This window comes from Pseudomonas sp. HS-18 (genome assembly GCF_020401845.1).
Classification (GTDB): domain Bacteria; phylum Pseudomonadota; class Gammaproteobacteria; order Pseudomonadales; family Pseudomonadaceae; genus Pseudomonas; species Pseudomonas nitroreducens.
This window is the reverse complement of sequence record NZ_CP084413.1, coordinates 3650392-3664344: the sequence shown is the minus strand read 5'-3', so window position 1 is coordinate 3664344 and position 13953 is coordinate 3650392. Positions and strand designations below refer to the sequence as shown.

Here is a 13953-nt window from a genome sequence, read left to right as displayed (position 1 = left end):
GGCCGGCGCAACCCGAGGAGGTGTGTGATGGAACGTCTTTTCGCCTGCCCGCAACGCAATCTGTCGATGTCCTGGTCGCTGCTGACCGGCGGCCTCGCGCTGCTGCTGCTGGGAATCGTGGGAGCCTATTTCGTCGATGGTCATCTGAGCCTGCAAAGCGTTGTCGCAGCTCATGCCTTCACCATCCTCGGGCCCACATTATTGAAGCTGGGCTACGTGCTGCGGCTGGTGGCCCAGCATCAGATGCGCAAGGACGGTTGGGAGGCTTGCTGTGTTGCTGGTTGATCGAAAGGCTCTGCTGACCATCGCGCCATTATGGCGCCTGGGGTTCCGCCCGTTCTTCCTCGGTGGAGCGGTGTTCGCGCTGATCGCCATCGCGGCCTGGGCGGCCGTGCTGCTTGGCGTACTGCCCACGTGGCAGCCGCTGGGCGGCTGGCTGGGCTGGCATCGCCATGAAATGCTCTTCGGCTTCGCGGCGGCGATCATTGCCGGCTTCCTGCTGACCGCCGTGCAGACCTGGACCGGGCGCCCCGGCGTCAGTGGCACGCCGTTGATGGTGCTGTCGCTGGTCTGGCTGGCGGCGCGGGTGGGCTGGCTCGTCGGGGCGCCGCTATGGCTGGTCACCGTGCTGGAGTTGGCGTTCATGCCGGCACTGGTGTTCTTCATCGGTCGCAGTCTGTGGCAGGTCCGCCAGAAACGTAACTACCCGATCATCCTGGTGCTGAGCCTGCTGACGCTTGCCGATGCACTGGTGATGGCCGGCGTCTGGGAGGGTAACGAGAGCTGGCAGCGCGGTGGCGCGTTGGGTGCGCTGTGGCTGGTGGCGGCGCTGATGGGGCTGATCGGCGGTCGCGTGATTCCCTTCTTCACCCAGCGCGGGCTGGGCCGCACCGCTCAGGTGCCGGCCTGGAACTGGCTGGATAACTCACTGCTGGGCGGCACCCTGCTGGTGGCGGCGCTGACCGCAGTCGGTATCGGCCTGACCCCGCACCCGCTGGTGGGCTTGCTGTTTGCTGCGCTGGCGATGGGGCACCTGATCCGCTTGTGGCGTTGGTACGACAAGGGCTTCTGGGGTGTGCCGCTGCTCTGGTCGCTGCACCTGGCCTACCTGTGGATGCTGCTGGCCCCGGCGGGGATGGCGTTGTGGAACTTTGCGCCGACCTTCAACGTCAGCCTGGCGATCCACGCCCTGACCGTGGGCGGGGTGGGCGGTCTGATCCTGGCAATGATCGCCCGCGTCAGCCTGGGCCATACCGGGCGACCGCTGCAGCCGCCCAAGGCAATGGCCTGGGCGTTCGCTCTGCTCAACCTTGGCGTGGTCGCGCGGGTCCTGCTGGTGATCTGGTGGCCGCTGGAAGGCTTGAGCATCGCGGCTGGCTGCTGGGTCGTGGCTTTCCTGATGTTCGCCTGGCACTACGGCCCGATGTTCTGGAAGCCGCGGCTGGATGGGCAGCCGGGCTGAGTCTGTCGCTGCGGTCTGCTGATCACGCTGCAGATTTCTCAACGGGGCGGCCGGAGAGACATCGCGGACGGAGTCCGCTCCTGCGCGCGGGTTGCTGCTGTGCGTTTTTGCAGGAGCGAGCCTGCTCGCGAACCGCCGGTGGCGGGGAGATGGCTAGAGTGGCAAGAGGTGCTCGCCGAGCCGACCGCTGTCCGCCAGTTCGAGAAACTCGTCGCCCATCCGCCGGCTTTCATCCATTGCCTTGCGCCAGTAGCGCTCGCGGCCCGCGTCGTCGCCGATGTAGCGGTGGAAGTCCTTGCGGTCCGGCAGCTTGTTGTGCGGCAGGCGCGCCAGGTACTCCTTCGACGGGGCGAGCAGCAGCACATCCTGCAGGCGTCCGGCGTCACCACGGCGCCAGGGCAGGCCCTTGTCGAACCAGCCGGGAATGACCTTGTCGGTGAAGTGCGGGTAGAGCACCACGCCTTCGGGCTGGTAGGGCAGGTCCAGGTGATAGTCCAGCAGGCCGCCGTCGCGGTAGGTGCCGGGGCCGGCGCCGGGAATGTCGCGCACGCCTTCCATGACCATGGGGATGGAGCCAGAGGCGAGCAGCGCGTGGCGCAGGTTGGCCAGGTCCAGGTGCAGGTAGCGCGAGGGGAAGTCCGACAGCGGCTCCAGCGGCGGTGCGCGGCGGGCGTCATGGATGATCAGCCGTTCGAAGTGCCGGTGCAGGTGGCGGCGGCCGACCAGGTTGTCGCGGATTACCGCCCCCAGGCCCAGGCCGAGATTGGCCTTGCCGTCCTGCGCGAGGCGACCGTGGCTCTTCACCACCACCACGTTGAGGCGGTACCAGGGGTTGTCCAGTACGCTGGTATCGCGGCCGTCGAGCAGGTCGTCGAGCATTTTCGCGCAGCTCCTCGACACGTCGCTGATGCTCGCGTTGCGGGCAAAGCGTTGCTGGGTGTAGAGCTCGCCCAGGCGGCGAATGCCTTCGGCCGGGTCGGGCAGGCAGGCGCTGGCGAATCGCCAGGAGCCGATGGACGCCCCGATCAGCGAGCGCTCACGTGGCGCTCGCGGCAACCATTCGCCGAACAGCGCGAGGTCCAGGCCCTGGATGCCCAGTGCCTTCGGCCCGCCGGCGGCACCGGGGAGGATTCCTACATCGGCGGGGGCCAGCCCCTGTTCGCGGATGCGTTGGAGCGCGCGGCTTCCAGCCTTGAGGGTGAGGGAGGAAGTCTTGATCTGGATGGCGGTCATGCGGGCCTCGCTGTGGCAGGCCGCGATTATAGAGCCTGTGCGCGTGGAGCAAGGATACTTCACGGGGTGAATGATCGTTGCCGATTCAGCTTGAATTAAGTCCTTCACCTTAATCTGACAGCAGTGAAATTCTGATGAGGTACGCTCATGAAATGGCTGCTGATCCTGACCACGCTCTGCGCACTGCTGCTGGGTGCCGGCGTTGCCACGGCCCATGACATTGGTCCTGACGAGGCGTTGCGCCTGCGCGATGCGGGCACCATCCGCAATTTCGAGGAGCTCAACCGCACCGCGCTGACCAAGCATGCCGGCGGATCGGTGTACGATAGCGAGCTCGAGCTGGAGCATGGCCGCTATCTCTACAAGGTCGACATCAAGGACGCACAAGGCGTGAAGTGGGATGTCGAACTGGATGCGGTCACCGGCGAAGTCCTCACCGATCACCAGGACGACTGATGAAGACCGTTTTGCTGCGCGCGATGCTGTTCGGCCTGGGTTTCACCGCCCTGGCCGGCGCCGCGCAGGCCCATGACCTGAGCCAGGACGAAGCCCTGCGCCTGAGCAAGGAAGGGGTGATCCGCCCCTTCGAGGAAATCCTCCCCGCCGCGCTGAGCCGCTACCCTGGCTCGCGCCTGCTCGAAGCCGAGCTGGAGAGGGAGCACGGCAACTACATTTACGAAGTGGAGTTGCTCACCGTCGACGGTGTGGTGCGCGAACTGGAACTGGATGCCCGCGACGGCCGCATCCTCAAGGATAAGGAAGACGACTGATGCGCCTGTTGCTGGTGGAAGACCACGTACCTCTGGCCGACGAGCTACTGGCGACCCTCACGCGCCAGGGCTATGCGGTGGACTGGCTGGCCGACGGTCGCGACGCTGCGGTGCAAGGCGCCAGCGAGCCGTACGACCTGGTGATGCTCGACCTGGGCCTGCCGGGCCGTCCCGGGCTGGAGGTGCTGCAGGAGTGGCGCGGCATGGGCCTGGCGACGCCGGTGCTGATTCTCACCGCACGGGGCTCCTGGGCCGAGCGCATCGACGGCCTGAAGGCCGGCGCCGACGACTATCTGACCAAGCCGTTTCATCCTGAGGAACTGATGCTGCGTATCCAGGCGCTGCTGCGGCGTGCCCACGGGCTGGCGAACCAGAGCCAGCTGGAAGTGGCCGGGTTGAGCCTGGATGAATCGCGCCAGTGCGTGCAGCAGGGCGGCAAGGAAGTCGACCTGACATCCGCCGAGTTCCGTCTGCTGCGGTACTTCATGCTGCATCCCGGCCAACTGCTGTCGAAGTCGCATCTGGCAGAGCACCTGTATGACGGCGAGACCGAGCGCGACTCCAATGTCATCGAGGTGCATATCAATCACCTGCGCCGCAAGCTGGGCCGCGAGATCATCGAGACCCGTCGCGGGCAGGGCTATCGCTTCACCGGCAACGGAGCCGCCAATTGATATCGATCCAGCGCCGGCTCGGTCTTGGGCTGGGTGTGGTACTGGTGGTGGTCGGTCTCGTGCTGGCCCAGGCGGGCCTCTGGCTGTTCGACCAGGGCTTGCGCCGCTATCTGGTGAACGGCTTGCAGGACGAGGCGGAAAGCCTGCTGGTGGGTATCACCCGTGGTCCCGCGGGGTTGCAGCTGGACGGCCAGCGTGTCGATGCGGTCTATGAGCGGCTGTTCTCCGGGCGCTACTTCGTCATCCGCTTCGACGAGCAGACCTGGCGTTCTCGATCGCTGTGGGACAACGAGCTGCAGTTGCCTTCGCACAAGGGGCTGGCCAAGTCGCTGGAGAAAGGCCCCGAAGGCCAGCGGCTGCTGGTCTATCGCGGCGACTACAAGCGCTATGGCAAGAAAATCAGCATCGTCGTCGCCCAGGACTACACGCCCGTCCTCAAGAGCTTCAATCGTCTGCGCAATATCGGCCTGGGCGCCGGAGCCCTGGCGTTGCTGCTGATCCTGGTGTTCCAGGGCTTCACCGTGCGCCGTGCCCTGCGCCCGCTGGAGCGGGTACGCCAGCAGATTGCACAGTTGCAGGAAGGTCAGCGCAGCCAGTTGGACAGCCAGGTGCCCCGTGAGCTGGAGCCGTTGGTGGAACAGACCAACCACCTGCTGCAGCACACCGAGGATACCCTGCGCCGCTCGCGCAATGCGCTGGGCAACCTGGGCCATGCCCTGAAAACCCCGCTGGCGGTGCTCATCAGCCTTGCCGAACGCGAAGAGCTGCGTGATCACCCGGAGCTGCGGCGAGTGCTGCAGGAGCAGTTGGAGCAGATCGAACAGCGCCTGGCCCGCGAACTGGGGCGTGCGCGGTTGGTGGGCGAGGCATTACCCGGCGCGCACTTCGACTGTGATGCCGAGTTGCCCAGCTTGTGCGACATGCTCAAGCTCATTCATGGCGATCACCTCGCCATCGACTGGCAGGCGCCGCCCGCCACGCGCTTGCCGTATGACCGGGAAGACCTGCTGGAGATGCTCGGTAATCTGCTGGACAACGCCTGCAAATGGGCCGATGCCCAGGTGCGGTTGACGGTGGAGAAGGGCGCAGACGCATACCGGCTGAGCGTGGACGACGATGGTCCCGGTATTGCCGAGGACCAGCGAGACAGCGTGTTGGAACGTGGCACTCGGCTGGATGAGCAGGTGGCCGGGCATGGTCTGGGCCTGGGCATCGCGCGAGATATCGCGGCGGCCTGCGGTGGCAGCCTGAAGCTGGAAAGCAGTGAGCTGGGTGGGTTGCGGGTGGTTGTCGAATTGCCCCGCCGCTTGGCGTGATAGAGCCGGCGCGACTTTATTGGTTGGCGTTGTTCGGATGGGTTGGGATGGTGCCGTGCCGTGCCGTGCCGTGCCGTGCCGTGCCGTTCGCGAGCAAGCTCGCTCCTACAGGGGCTGCAGCGTGGGCTTTTTGTAGGAGCGAGCTTGCTCGCGAACCCGGTGCAATGTGGCTGAATCGCGGACAAAGTCCGCGCCTACGGGATAGGCGTGTGCTTGGCCGGCCCTCACCCTAACCCTCTCCCAGCGGGAGAGGGGACCGTTCGGAGTGCTGTGGAAGTAAAGCGTTAGCTGGTTATCAATGACGCAGAAAGAGCGGCGAGCGTACAGGCGCGTGCGGACTGCCCCCTCTCCCGCTGGGAGAGGGCAGGGGTGAGGGGGAAGCCCACGCGCCGGTGTAAAACCTCAGACCCTGAACTGATCCATCAACCCCTGCTGATGATTCGCCAGCTTGTTCAGCGACTGGCTCACCTGCGCCGATTCCTGCGCCTGGCTGGACAGCGATTCGGTCACGTCGCGAATCCCCGCCACGTTGCGATTGATCTCCTCGGCCACCGCGCTCTGCTCCTCGGCGGCGCTGGCGATCTGCAGGTTCATGTCGGTGATCACGCTGACCGCATCGCCGATGCGCTTGAGCGCGGCCACGGCCTGTTCGACCTGGGACACGCTGTCCTGGGCCTGGCGGTGGCTGTTGCTCATGGCGCCGACCACGTCGCGGGTACCGTTCTGCAGGCCCTCGATGACCTGGCGGATTTCCTCCACCGAATCCTGGGTGCGCTTGGCGAGGTTGCGCACCTCGTCGGCGACCACCGCGAAGCCGCGCCCGGCTTCACCGGCGCGAGCCGCTTCGATGGCGGCGTTGAGCGCCAGCAGGTTGGTCTGCTCGGCGATGCCGCGAATCACTTCCAGCACCGAGCCGATCTGCTCGCTGCTGGCGGCCAAGCCTTCCACCTGGCTCATGGCACTGCTCATGTCGCTGGCCAGTTCGTCGATCAGGCGGGTGGTGTTGTCGATCACGTTGAGACCGTCGCGGGTCGCGCCGTCGGCGCCACGGGCGGCATCGGCGGCCATGGCGGCGCTGTTGGCGACGTCGTGGGCGGTGGCGCTCATCTCCTGCGAAGCAGTGGCAACCTGGTCGACTTCGCGGAACTGCTGCTGCATGCCGGCACTGGTCTGGCTGGCGATTTCCGAGGACTGGTCGGCGGTGGCGCGGGCGTCGTGCACCGAGGATTTCACGTCGCGGATGATCGGCTGCAGCTTGTCGAGGAAGCGGTTGAACCAGCCGGCCAGCTCGCCCAGTTCATCCTTGCCGGCGTAGTCCAGGCGCTTGGTCAGGTCGCCTTCGCCGCTGGCGATGTTGCGCAACATGGCGGCCACACCGAGGATCGGCCGGGTCACGCCGCGGGCGGTGAGCCACATGGCGAACAGGCCGATCACTACGGCGATCAGGCCGAAGCCCAGCTGCGAGACGGTGCCCTGCACACGCTGGTTATCCAACTCGTTCTGCAGTTCGATGGCCGGGCCCAGCAGGACGTTCTGGGGGACTTCCAGCAGTACGCCCCAGGGTTTGGAGCCGGGAATCGGCTGCAACGGCTCGACTACGCGCAACTGGTCGTCGTGGCGGAACACCTGCTCATGGTTGGCGGCGATGGCTTGCAACAGGTCGGCGCCCTGGTTGGGGTAGACCTCCTTGAGGTTCTTGCTCAGCTTCGAGGCATCCGCGCTGTGACCGGCGAGCAGGCCGGCCGCGCTGACGATGCTGACGCGGCCCTGGCCATCATAGAGTTCCCGGCTGCCTTCTAAGGCGATTTCCTGCAGCTTCTCCATGCTGATATCCAGGCCCATGACGCCGATGACCTTGCCGTCCAGTTCCAGGGGGAAGGCGATACTGGTCATGAGCATCTTCTTCTTGCCCACTTCATCGAAGTAGGGGTCGAGCACGCAAGGTCGGCCGGTGGTCTTGGGACAGGTGAACCAGGCGTTGTAGGCGCTGCCACTCGGGCCGGGGCTGGTGTCGTTGAGCAGCGATTCGGCCATGGCCTCGGACTCGAGGTGACCCGGCGTGGCCTGGGACCAGTAGATGGAGAAGCGACCGGCATCATTGCTGCCCAGTTCGCCCTGGCCGGCGAACAGCTTGTCCTTGCCATCCAGCGCGTCGGGTTCGAAGGCGACGTAGAGGCCGAGCAGTTCCGGGTTGCCTTCCAGCGCGGTCTTCACCTGGCGGGTCAGGTCCTCGCGCAGGTCGTAGGCGTCGAGGAAGCGCTTCTGCGCCTGGTCACGCAGGAACAGCACCTGCCGTGAGAAACCCTTGCCATATTGATAGGCGTCCATGATGTAGCGCTGGATGCGCATGGCCTGGACTTCACCGCGCGATTGCAGGCGGGCCTTGGCTGCTTCGTCGAGCATCTGCGTGCTCGATTGCTTGACCAGCGCGGTGCTGTGCTGGGTGCGGTAAACGGACAGCCCGGACAGCAGCGAGACGACGCCGAGCAGGCAGAGCCCGGCAAGCAAGGTGATCTTCCACTGGATGGAAAGACGGCGCAGAAGCATGGAGGGGAATCCTTGTTTGAACTAAGCCTCGGGATGCCAGCTATATCGGCCTTTCCCGCATCTTCTTGACCCGCGACGGGGTGAAACGCCAGAAAACAGGCGATTCTGGCGTGCCTGGCCGACGGGCGGCGAAAAGCCAGGCAAGAAGCGTGCTCGTCTGCGTGAAAGTCCTGCCAGGCTAACTCGGAAACGTCTTGATTCGACTCAAGTTTTGACACCCCGGCGAGCGTTTGGCAGAGTGCGCGCCTTTTGCCCGCGCCCTGGCGCGGCGAGCCCTGGAAGGAGTGCTGGAATGAATGCGGTGTTGATCGCCATTGGCCTGATGCTGGTGTTGAGCCTGTGTCGCGTGCATGTGGTGGTCGCGCTGATCGCCGGTGCAGTGGCAGGTGGTCTGCTCGGCGGCCTGGGCATGGACGGCACGCTCAAGGCGTTCAACGAGGGCCTGGGTGCCGGTGCGACGGTGGCGCTGTCCTACGCCATGCTCGGCGCCTTCGCCGTGGCCATCGCGCGCTCCGGAATGGCGCACGCCCTGGCCGACCGCGCCCTGGCGATGCTCGGCCGGCACGAGGCGAACGGTTCCACTGCCTTCAAGTGGATGATGATTGCCCTGCTGCTGGTGGTGGCGATCGCCTCGCAGAACATCCTGCCGATCCACATCGCCTTCATTCCGCTGCTGGTGCCGCCACTGCTCTACGTCCTGACGCGCCTGCAGATCGACCGCCGGCTGATCGCCTGCGTCATCACCTTCGGCCTGATCACGCCCTACATGTTCCTGCCGGTGGGTTTCGGCAACATCTTCCTGAACCAGATCCTGCTGGCCAACGTGGCGCGCGCGGGCGTCGACGTGCAGGGCATCAACGTCACCCACGCCATGCTGATCCCGGCGCTGGGCTTGGTCTGCGGGCTGCTGATCGCGGTGTGCTTCAGCTACCGGCGCAAGCGTGATTACGATCTGGAACGCATCGAACAGGCTGAGCGGGTCGATACGCCCTACAGCAAGATGAGCCTCGCCGTGGCCGGCGTCGCAGTCGCTGCAGCCTTCGCCGTGCAGCTGCTGCTGGACTCGATGATCCTCGGCGCGCTGGTGGGTTTCCTGGTGTTCTCGCTGTCCGGCGTGGTGCGCTGGAAGGAGGCGGACGACCTGTTCACCGAAGGCATGAAGATGATGGCCATGATCGGTTTCATCATGATTGCCGCCCAGGGCTTCGCCGCCGTGATGACGGCCACCGGGCAGGTCGCCAGCCTGGTGGACAGCGCCGCGGGCTGGATTGGCAGCAGCAAGGCGCTGGGCGCCTTCATGATGCTGCTGGTGGGGTTGTTGGTGACCATGGGCATCGGCTCGTCGTTCTCTACGGTGCCGATCATCGCGGCGATCTTCGTGCCGCTGGCGGTGCACCTGGGCTTCAGCCCGCTGGCCATCGTCAGCATCGTCGGTACCGCAGGAGCGCTGGGTGACGCGGGCTCGCCAGCATCGGACTCCACCCTTGGCCCGACCTCCGGCCTGAACGTGGACGGCCAGCACAACCACATCTGGGACACCGTGGTGCCGACCTTCCTGCATTACAACCTGCCGCTGCTGGCGTTCGGCTGGGTGGCCGCCATGGTGCTCTGAAAGACCGGGAGCACGGCTTTGGCGCGCGGCAATCGCGCGCTTAAAGTTGCACTTGGCGGGTCAACTGCTGACTAATGAGCAGGTTTATCCATCCATGGACCCGCTCATGTTCGAATCGAAACTGGAATACCGGACGTTCCTCGCCCTGCTGCTGGTGGTGACACTCGCCTTCGGCTGGATCCTGCTGCCGTTCTACGGGGCCGTCTTCTGGGGCACCATTCTGGCGATCATCTTTGCCCCGTTGCAGCGCCGCCTGCGGGTGAAACTCAACGGACGCAACAACCTCGCCGCGCTGATTTCCCTCGGCGTGTGCTTCCTCATCGTGATCCTGCCGGTGACCTTCATTGCCGGTGCGCTGGTGCAGGAGGGGGCGATGGTTTACCAGCGGTTGAAGTCGGGGGATCTGAACTTCATCACCTATTACCAGCAGGCGGTTGCCGCGCTGCCTGGCTGGGGGCACCAGCTGCTGGAGCGTTTCGACCTGGCGGACCTGTCCAGCCTGCAGGAGAAACTCTCCGCGGGCGCGATGCAGGCGAGCCAACTGGTGGCGACCAAGGCGTTCAGCATTGGCCAGAACACCTTCGAGTTCGTCATCAGCTTCGGCATCATGCTTTACCTACTGTTCTTCCTGCTGCGCGACGGGCCTGCGCTGGGGCGGCGAATCAAGCAGGCGATGCCGCTGAGCGCGGAGCACAAGCAGCACCTGTTCACCAAGTTCACCACGGTGATCCGCGCCACGGTGAAGGGCAACATCGCCGTTGCCGCGACCCAGGGCGCATTGGGCGGCCTGATCTTCTGGTTCCTCGGTATCCAGGGCTCGCTGCTCTGGGGCACGCTGATGGCCTTCCTCTCGCTGCTGCCAGCCATCGGCGCGGGGCTGATCTGGGTGCCGGTGGCCGCCTACTTCCTGCTCACCGGGGCGATCTGGCAAGGCGTGGTGCTGACGCTGTTCTGCGTGGTGGTGATTGGCCTGGTGGACAACATCCTGCGCCCCATCCTGGTCGGCAAGGACACCAAGATGCCCGACTATGTAGTGCTGATCTCCACCCTCGGTGGCATGTCGCTGTTCGGCCTCAACGGCTTCGTCATCGGCCCGCTGATCGCAGCGCTGTTCATGGCGTCGTGGGACCTGTTCACCGGCCGTGAAGGTGAAGTGACCAAGGGCGCGGAGTAGGGCGCCAGAACTGTAGGAGCGAGCTTGCTCGCGAACCCGGCTTCGCAGCGGAGGGTATTTGCGAGCAACCTCGCTCCTACAAAAAGGCACCGCGCATGAATTGCGCCCAATAAAAAACCCCGCCGAAGCGGGGTTTTTCATGCCTGTCGATCTCAGCCGGCGATGGCTACCAGGCCGCTGTGCTGGAGGATATCCAGCAGCGGTTGCGGGTAGACGCCGAGGAAGAAGGCGAGCAGGGCGATGGCCACCAGCATGATGCCGCCGGCGCGCTGGGCCCAGTCCAGGGGCGCGTCGTGGCGCTTCATGTTGGGCTCGACCAGGAACATGGTCACCATTACGCGCAAGTAGTAGAACAGGCCGATGGCGCTGCCCAGTACCAGCGAGCCGACCAGCCACCAGTGCTGCGACTCGACGCCGGTGGCGACGATGTAGAACTTGCCGATGAAGCCGGCGGTCAGCGGGATGCCGGCCAGGGACAGCATCATCACGGTCATCACCGCGGTCAGCACCGGGCGGCGCCAGAACAGGCCGCGGTACTCGAACAGCGCGTCGGCGTCGCGGCCGCTGTACGGGGTGGACATCAGGGTGACCACGCCGAAGGCGCCCAGGGTGGTGACGACGTAGGTGGTCAGGTACACGCCAACCGCTTCCACGGCCAGGCCCTTGCTCGCCACCAGGGCGATCAGCAGGTAGCCGAAGTGGGCGATGGACGAGTAGCCGAGCAGGCGCTTGATGTTGCTCTGGGTCAGTGCCAGCAGGTTGCCGATCAGGATCGAGGCAATCGCGATGACCGCGATGGCGTCATGCAGCAGGCCGTTGTTCAGGGCCGCCGGAGCGATCTGGAACAGGCGCAGCAGCACGGCGAACACGGCGACCTTGCTGGCGGTGGCGAGGAAGGTCGCTACCGGAGCCGGGGCGCCTTCGTAGACGTCCGGGGTCCACAGGTGGAACGGTGCGAGCGACAGCTTGAAGCCCAGGCCGACGACCATCATGCCGACGCCGATGGACAGCAGCGGGCCATGGCTGGTGCCCTCGGCCAGCGACGCACCGATACCGGCGAAGCTCAGGCTGCCGGACTCGGCATAGAGCAGGGCCATGCCGAACAGCAGGAAAGCCGAGCCGGCGGCGGACAGTACGGTGTACTTGATGCCCGCTTCGAGGGTGCGCTTGTTGAAGAAGGCGTAGGCCACCATGCCGTAGACCGGCACCGACAGCAGCTCCAGGCCGATGAACAGACCGGCCAGGTTCTGCGCGCTGACCAGCACCAGGCCGCCCGCGGTGGACAGCAGCAGGAGCAGGTAGAGCTCTTCGCGGTTACCCGGGAAGCTCTCCATGTACGCATGGGCGAGCGTGGTGCAGGCGAGGGCGGCGACCAGGATCAGCGCCATGTAGAAGCAGGCGAAGTTGTCCACCAGCATCAGCGGGGTGACTTCGATCGGGGTGACTTTCAGCACCGGGAAGATCGACAGCAACGCCAGGTTCAGACCGATCACCGAGAGGGTGGCGGTCATCGAGTGGTTACGCTTCCAGGCCACGGCGAGCATCACCACCACCAGGGTGGCACTGGTGATGAGCAGTGGCAGGAGCGCGATGAAGTGTTGAATCGTGAAGGTCATGTCGCGCTCACCGTACTGCCAGGGTGGAAAGGGCGGCACCCAGCCACTGCTGGACGCCGTGCATGGTGGCCGCGGAGGTGTCGAGAACCGGCTGCGGGTAAACGCCGAGCAGGATCAGCAACACCGCCAGGCCGAGCACCATGGAGAGTTCGCGGAAGTTCAGGCCGGCAATGGCGGTGTCGGACTTGGACGGGCCGAAGTACGCGCGGTGGATCATGATCAGCGAGTAGACCGAGCCGAACACCAGGCCGAAGGTGGCGATCACGGTGATCACCGGAACCACCTTGAAGCTGCCCAGCAGGATCAGGAATTCGCCGACGAAGTTGCCGGTACCCGGCAGACCCAGCGAGGCAGTGGCGAAGAACAGCGCCACGGCCGGCAGGTAAGGGATGCGCGACCACAGGCCGCCCATCTTGCGCATGTCACGGGTGTGCAGGCGCTCGTACAGTTGGCCGCACAGGATGAACAGCGCGGCAGCGGAGAGGCCGTGGGCGATCATCTGCACCACGACACCCTGCAGCGCCTGGGGGCTGCCGGAGTAGATGCCGATCATCACGAAGCCCATGTGCGACACGGAGGAGTAGGCCACCAGACGCTTGATGTCGGTCTGCGCGAACGACAGGAAGGCGCCGTAGAAGATGCCGATCAGGCCCAGGGTCATGGCGATCGGGGCGAACTCGGCCGAGGCGTTGGGGAACAGCGGCAGGGCAAAGCGGATCAGGCCGTAGGCGGCGGTCTTCAGCAGGATGCCGGCGAGGTCCACGGAACCGGCGGTCGGTGCCTGGGCGTGGGCGTCCGGCAGCCAGGAGTGCACCGGCACGACCGGCATCTTCACCGCGAAGGCGACGAAGAAGCCGAGCATCAGGATCCACTCGGTGTGCGGCGGCAGCTGGGTTTTCAGCAGGTCGGCGTAGTTGAAGGTCAGCACGCCGGTGCTGTTGTAGTGCACGAACACCAGGCCGAGGATCGCCACCAGCATCACCAGGCCACTGGCCTGGGTGAAGATGAAGAACTTGGTGGCGGCGTAGATGCGGGTCTTCTTGCCGTCGTCCGAACTATGACCCCAGAGCGCGATGAGGAAGTACATCGGCACCAGCATCATTTCCCAGAAGAAGAAGAACAGGAACAGGTCGACGGCGAGGAACACGCCGATCACACCGCCCAGGATCCACAGCAGGTTCAGGTGGAAGAAGCCGATGCGGCGCTGGATCTCGTTCCACGAGCAGAGAACGGACAGCACGCCGAGCAGGCCGGTCAGTGCGACCATCAGCAGGGACAGGCCGTCCATCGCCAGGTGCACGCTGATGCCGAAGCGCTCGATCCAGGGTACCTGGAACTGCAGGGTCCATTGCGGCTCGCCACCCGGCGCCGGGGCCAGTTGGAAGTCACCGGTGTGCCACACCCACAGGCTCAGGGCCAGGGTGAGGACCATCGATCCCAGGGCGACCCAGCGAGGCAGGGTCTTGCTGGTGTACTCGGCGATCCAGCAAAGGAAGCCGCCGATGAAGGGGATCAGGATTAGCCAGGGCAGAATCATGTCGGGCTCAAT

The 13953-nt window shown here is 65.3% G+C and carries 11 protein-coding genes and 2 pseudogenes; 8 read left to right on the top strand and 5 right to left on the bottom strand.

Annotated elements, in window-relative coordinates:
- Nucleotides 1–27: 27 nt before the first annotated feature.
- Together LDJ84_RS17145 and LDJ84_RS17140 are read left to right on the top strand one after the other, a co-directional pair.
- Nucleotides 28–285 (top strand): hypothetical protein, encoded by a 258-nt coding sequence (locus LDJ84_RS17145; protein WP_024767210.1) that lies wholly within the window; start codon nt 28–30, stop codon nt 283–285.
- Nucleotides 272–1462, top strand: a complete 1191-nt coding sequence (locus LDJ84_RS17140) for an NnrS family protein (RefSeq protein ID WP_226045096.1) — start codon at nt 272–274, stop codon at nt 1460–1462. Before LDJ84_RS17145 ends, LDJ84_RS17140 begins: the two co-directional genes overlap by 14 nt.
- A gap of 153 nt (nt 1463–1615) precedes the next feature.
- On the opposite strand, the gene LDJ84_RS17135 is transcribed toward LDJ84_RS17140, so the two are convergent.
- A complete protein-coding gene (locus LDJ84_RS17135; protein WP_084359849.1) occupies nt 1616–2695 on the bottom strand; it encodes a patatin-like phospholipase family protein in 1080 nt (359 codons plus the stop codon).
- A 147-nt stretch (nt 2696–2842) separates the two neighbouring features.
- On the opposite strand from LDJ84_RS17135, the gene LDJ84_RS17130 reads away from it, so the two are divergent.
- From LDJ84_RS17130 to LDJ84_RS17115, 4 genes are read left to right on the top strand one after another with little or no spacing between them, the layout of a single operon-like run.
- Nucleotides 2843–3151: a PepSY domain-containing protein gene (locus LDJ84_RS17130; protein WP_024767207.1), complete on the top strand. Its 309-nt coding sequence runs from the start codon at nt 2843–2845 to the stop codon at nt 3149–3151.
- Nucleotides 3152–3174: 23 nt separating this feature from the next.
- Nucleotides 3175–3465: a PepSY domain-containing protein gene (locus tag LDJ84_RS17125; RefSeq protein WP_413247463.1), complete on the top strand. Its 291-nt coding sequence runs from the start codon at nt 3175–3177 to the stop codon at nt 3463–3465.
- Nucleotides 3465–4139 carry a response regulator transcription factor gene (locus LDJ84_RS17120; RefSeq protein WP_226045095.1) on the top strand — a complete coding sequence of 225 codons (675 nt, stop codon included), beginning with the start codon at nt 3465–3467 and terminating at the stop codon, nt 4137–4139. Before LDJ84_RS17125 ends, LDJ84_RS17120 begins: the two co-directional genes overlap by 1 nt.
- Nucleotides 4136–5455, top strand: coding sequence for a sensor histidine kinase (locus tag LDJ84_RS17115; RefSeq protein WP_038803611.1), 1320 nt, complete (start codon nt 4136–4138; stop codon nt 5453–5455). The genes LDJ84_RS17120 and LDJ84_RS17115 overlap by 4 nt, the downstream gene beginning before the upstream one ends.
- 402 nt (nt 5456–5857) lie before the next feature.
- On the opposite strand, the pseudogene LDJ84_RS30955 reads toward LDJ84_RS17115, so the two are convergent.
- Both LDJ84_RS30955 and LDJ84_RS30950 read right to left on the bottom strand, forming a co-directional pair.
- Nucleotides 5858–6370 (bottom strand): annotated as a pseudogene (locus tag LDJ84_RS30955) (methyl-accepting chemotaxis protein); the annotation flags it as partial.
- A 393-nt stretch (nt 6371–6763) separates the two neighbouring features.
- Nucleotides 6764–7783: pseudogene (locus LDJ84_RS30950) on the bottom strand (chemotaxis protein); the annotation flags it as partial.
- A 511-nt stretch (nt 7784–8294) separates the two neighbouring features.
- Here LDJ84_RS30950 and LDJ84_RS17105 point away from each other — a divergent pair.
- Nucleotides 8295–9614, top strand: a complete 1320-nt coding sequence (locus LDJ84_RS17105) for a Na+/H+ antiporter family protein (RefSeq protein ID WP_226045094.1) — start codon at nt 8295–8297, stop codon at nt 9612–9614.
- Between the two features lie 106 nt (nt 9615–9720).
- A complete protein-coding gene (locus LDJ84_RS17100) occupies nt 9721–10788 on the top strand; it encodes an AI-2E family transporter (RefSeq protein WP_226045093.1) in 1068 nt (355 codons plus the stop codon).
- Between the two features lie 152 nt (nt 10789–10940).
- Here the strand turns inward: LDJ84_RS17100 and nuoN are convergent, their stop codons facing one another.
- Together nuoN and nuoM are read right to left on the bottom strand one after the other, a co-directional pair.
- Nucleotides 10941–12404, bottom strand: coding sequence for an NADH-quinone oxidoreductase subunit NuoN (gene nuoN / locus LDJ84_RS17095; RefSeq protein WP_024765119.1), 1464 nt, complete (start codon nt 12402–12404; stop codon nt 10941–10943).
- Between the two features lie 7 nt (nt 12405–12411).
- Nucleotides 12412–13941, bottom strand: a complete 1530-nt coding sequence (gene nuoM / locus LDJ84_RS17090; protein WP_037012466.1) for an NADH-quinone oxidoreductase subunit M — start codon at nt 13939–13941, stop codon at nt 12412–12414.
- Nucleotides 13942–13953 lie beyond the last annotated feature (12 nt).

Bases quoted from the DNA above. Each gene is read 5' to 3' on its own strand.
- LDJ84_RS17145 (WP_024767210.1), top strand. From the start codon at position 28: ATGGAACGTCTTTTCGCCTGCCCGCAACGCAATCTGTCGATGTCCTGG.
- LDJ84_RS17135 (WP_084359849.1), bottom strand. From the start codon at position 2,695: ATGACCGCCATCCAGATCAAGACTTCCTCCCTCACCCTCAAGGCTGGA.
- LDJ84_RS17130 (WP_024767207.1), top strand. From the start codon at position 2,843: ATGAAATGGCTGCTGATCCTGACCACGCTCTGCGCACTGCTGCTGGGT.
- LDJ84_RS17125 (WP_413247463.1), top strand. From the start codon at position 3,175: ATGCTGTTCGGCCTGGGTTTCACCGCCCTGGCCGGCGCCGCGCAGGCC.
- LDJ84_RS17120 (WP_226045095.1), top strand. From the start codon at position 3,465: ATGCGCCTGTTGCTGGTGGAAGACCACGTACCTCTGGCCGACGAGCTA.
- LDJ84_RS17105 (WP_226045094.1), top strand. From the start codon at position 8,295: ATGAATGCGGTGTTGATCGCCATTGGCCTGATGCTGGTGTTGAGCCTG.
- LDJ84_RS17100 (WP_226045093.1), top strand. From the start codon at position 9,721: ATGTTCGAATCGAAACTGGAATACCGGACGTTCCTCGCCCTGCTGCTG.
- nuoN (WP_024765119.1), bottom strand. From the start codon at position 12,404: ATGACCTTCACGATTCAACACTTCATCGCGCTCCTGCCACTGCTCATC.
- nuoM (WP_037012466.1), bottom strand. From the start codon at position 13,941: ATGATTCTGCCCTGGCTAATCCTGATCCCCTTCATCGGCGGCTTCCTT.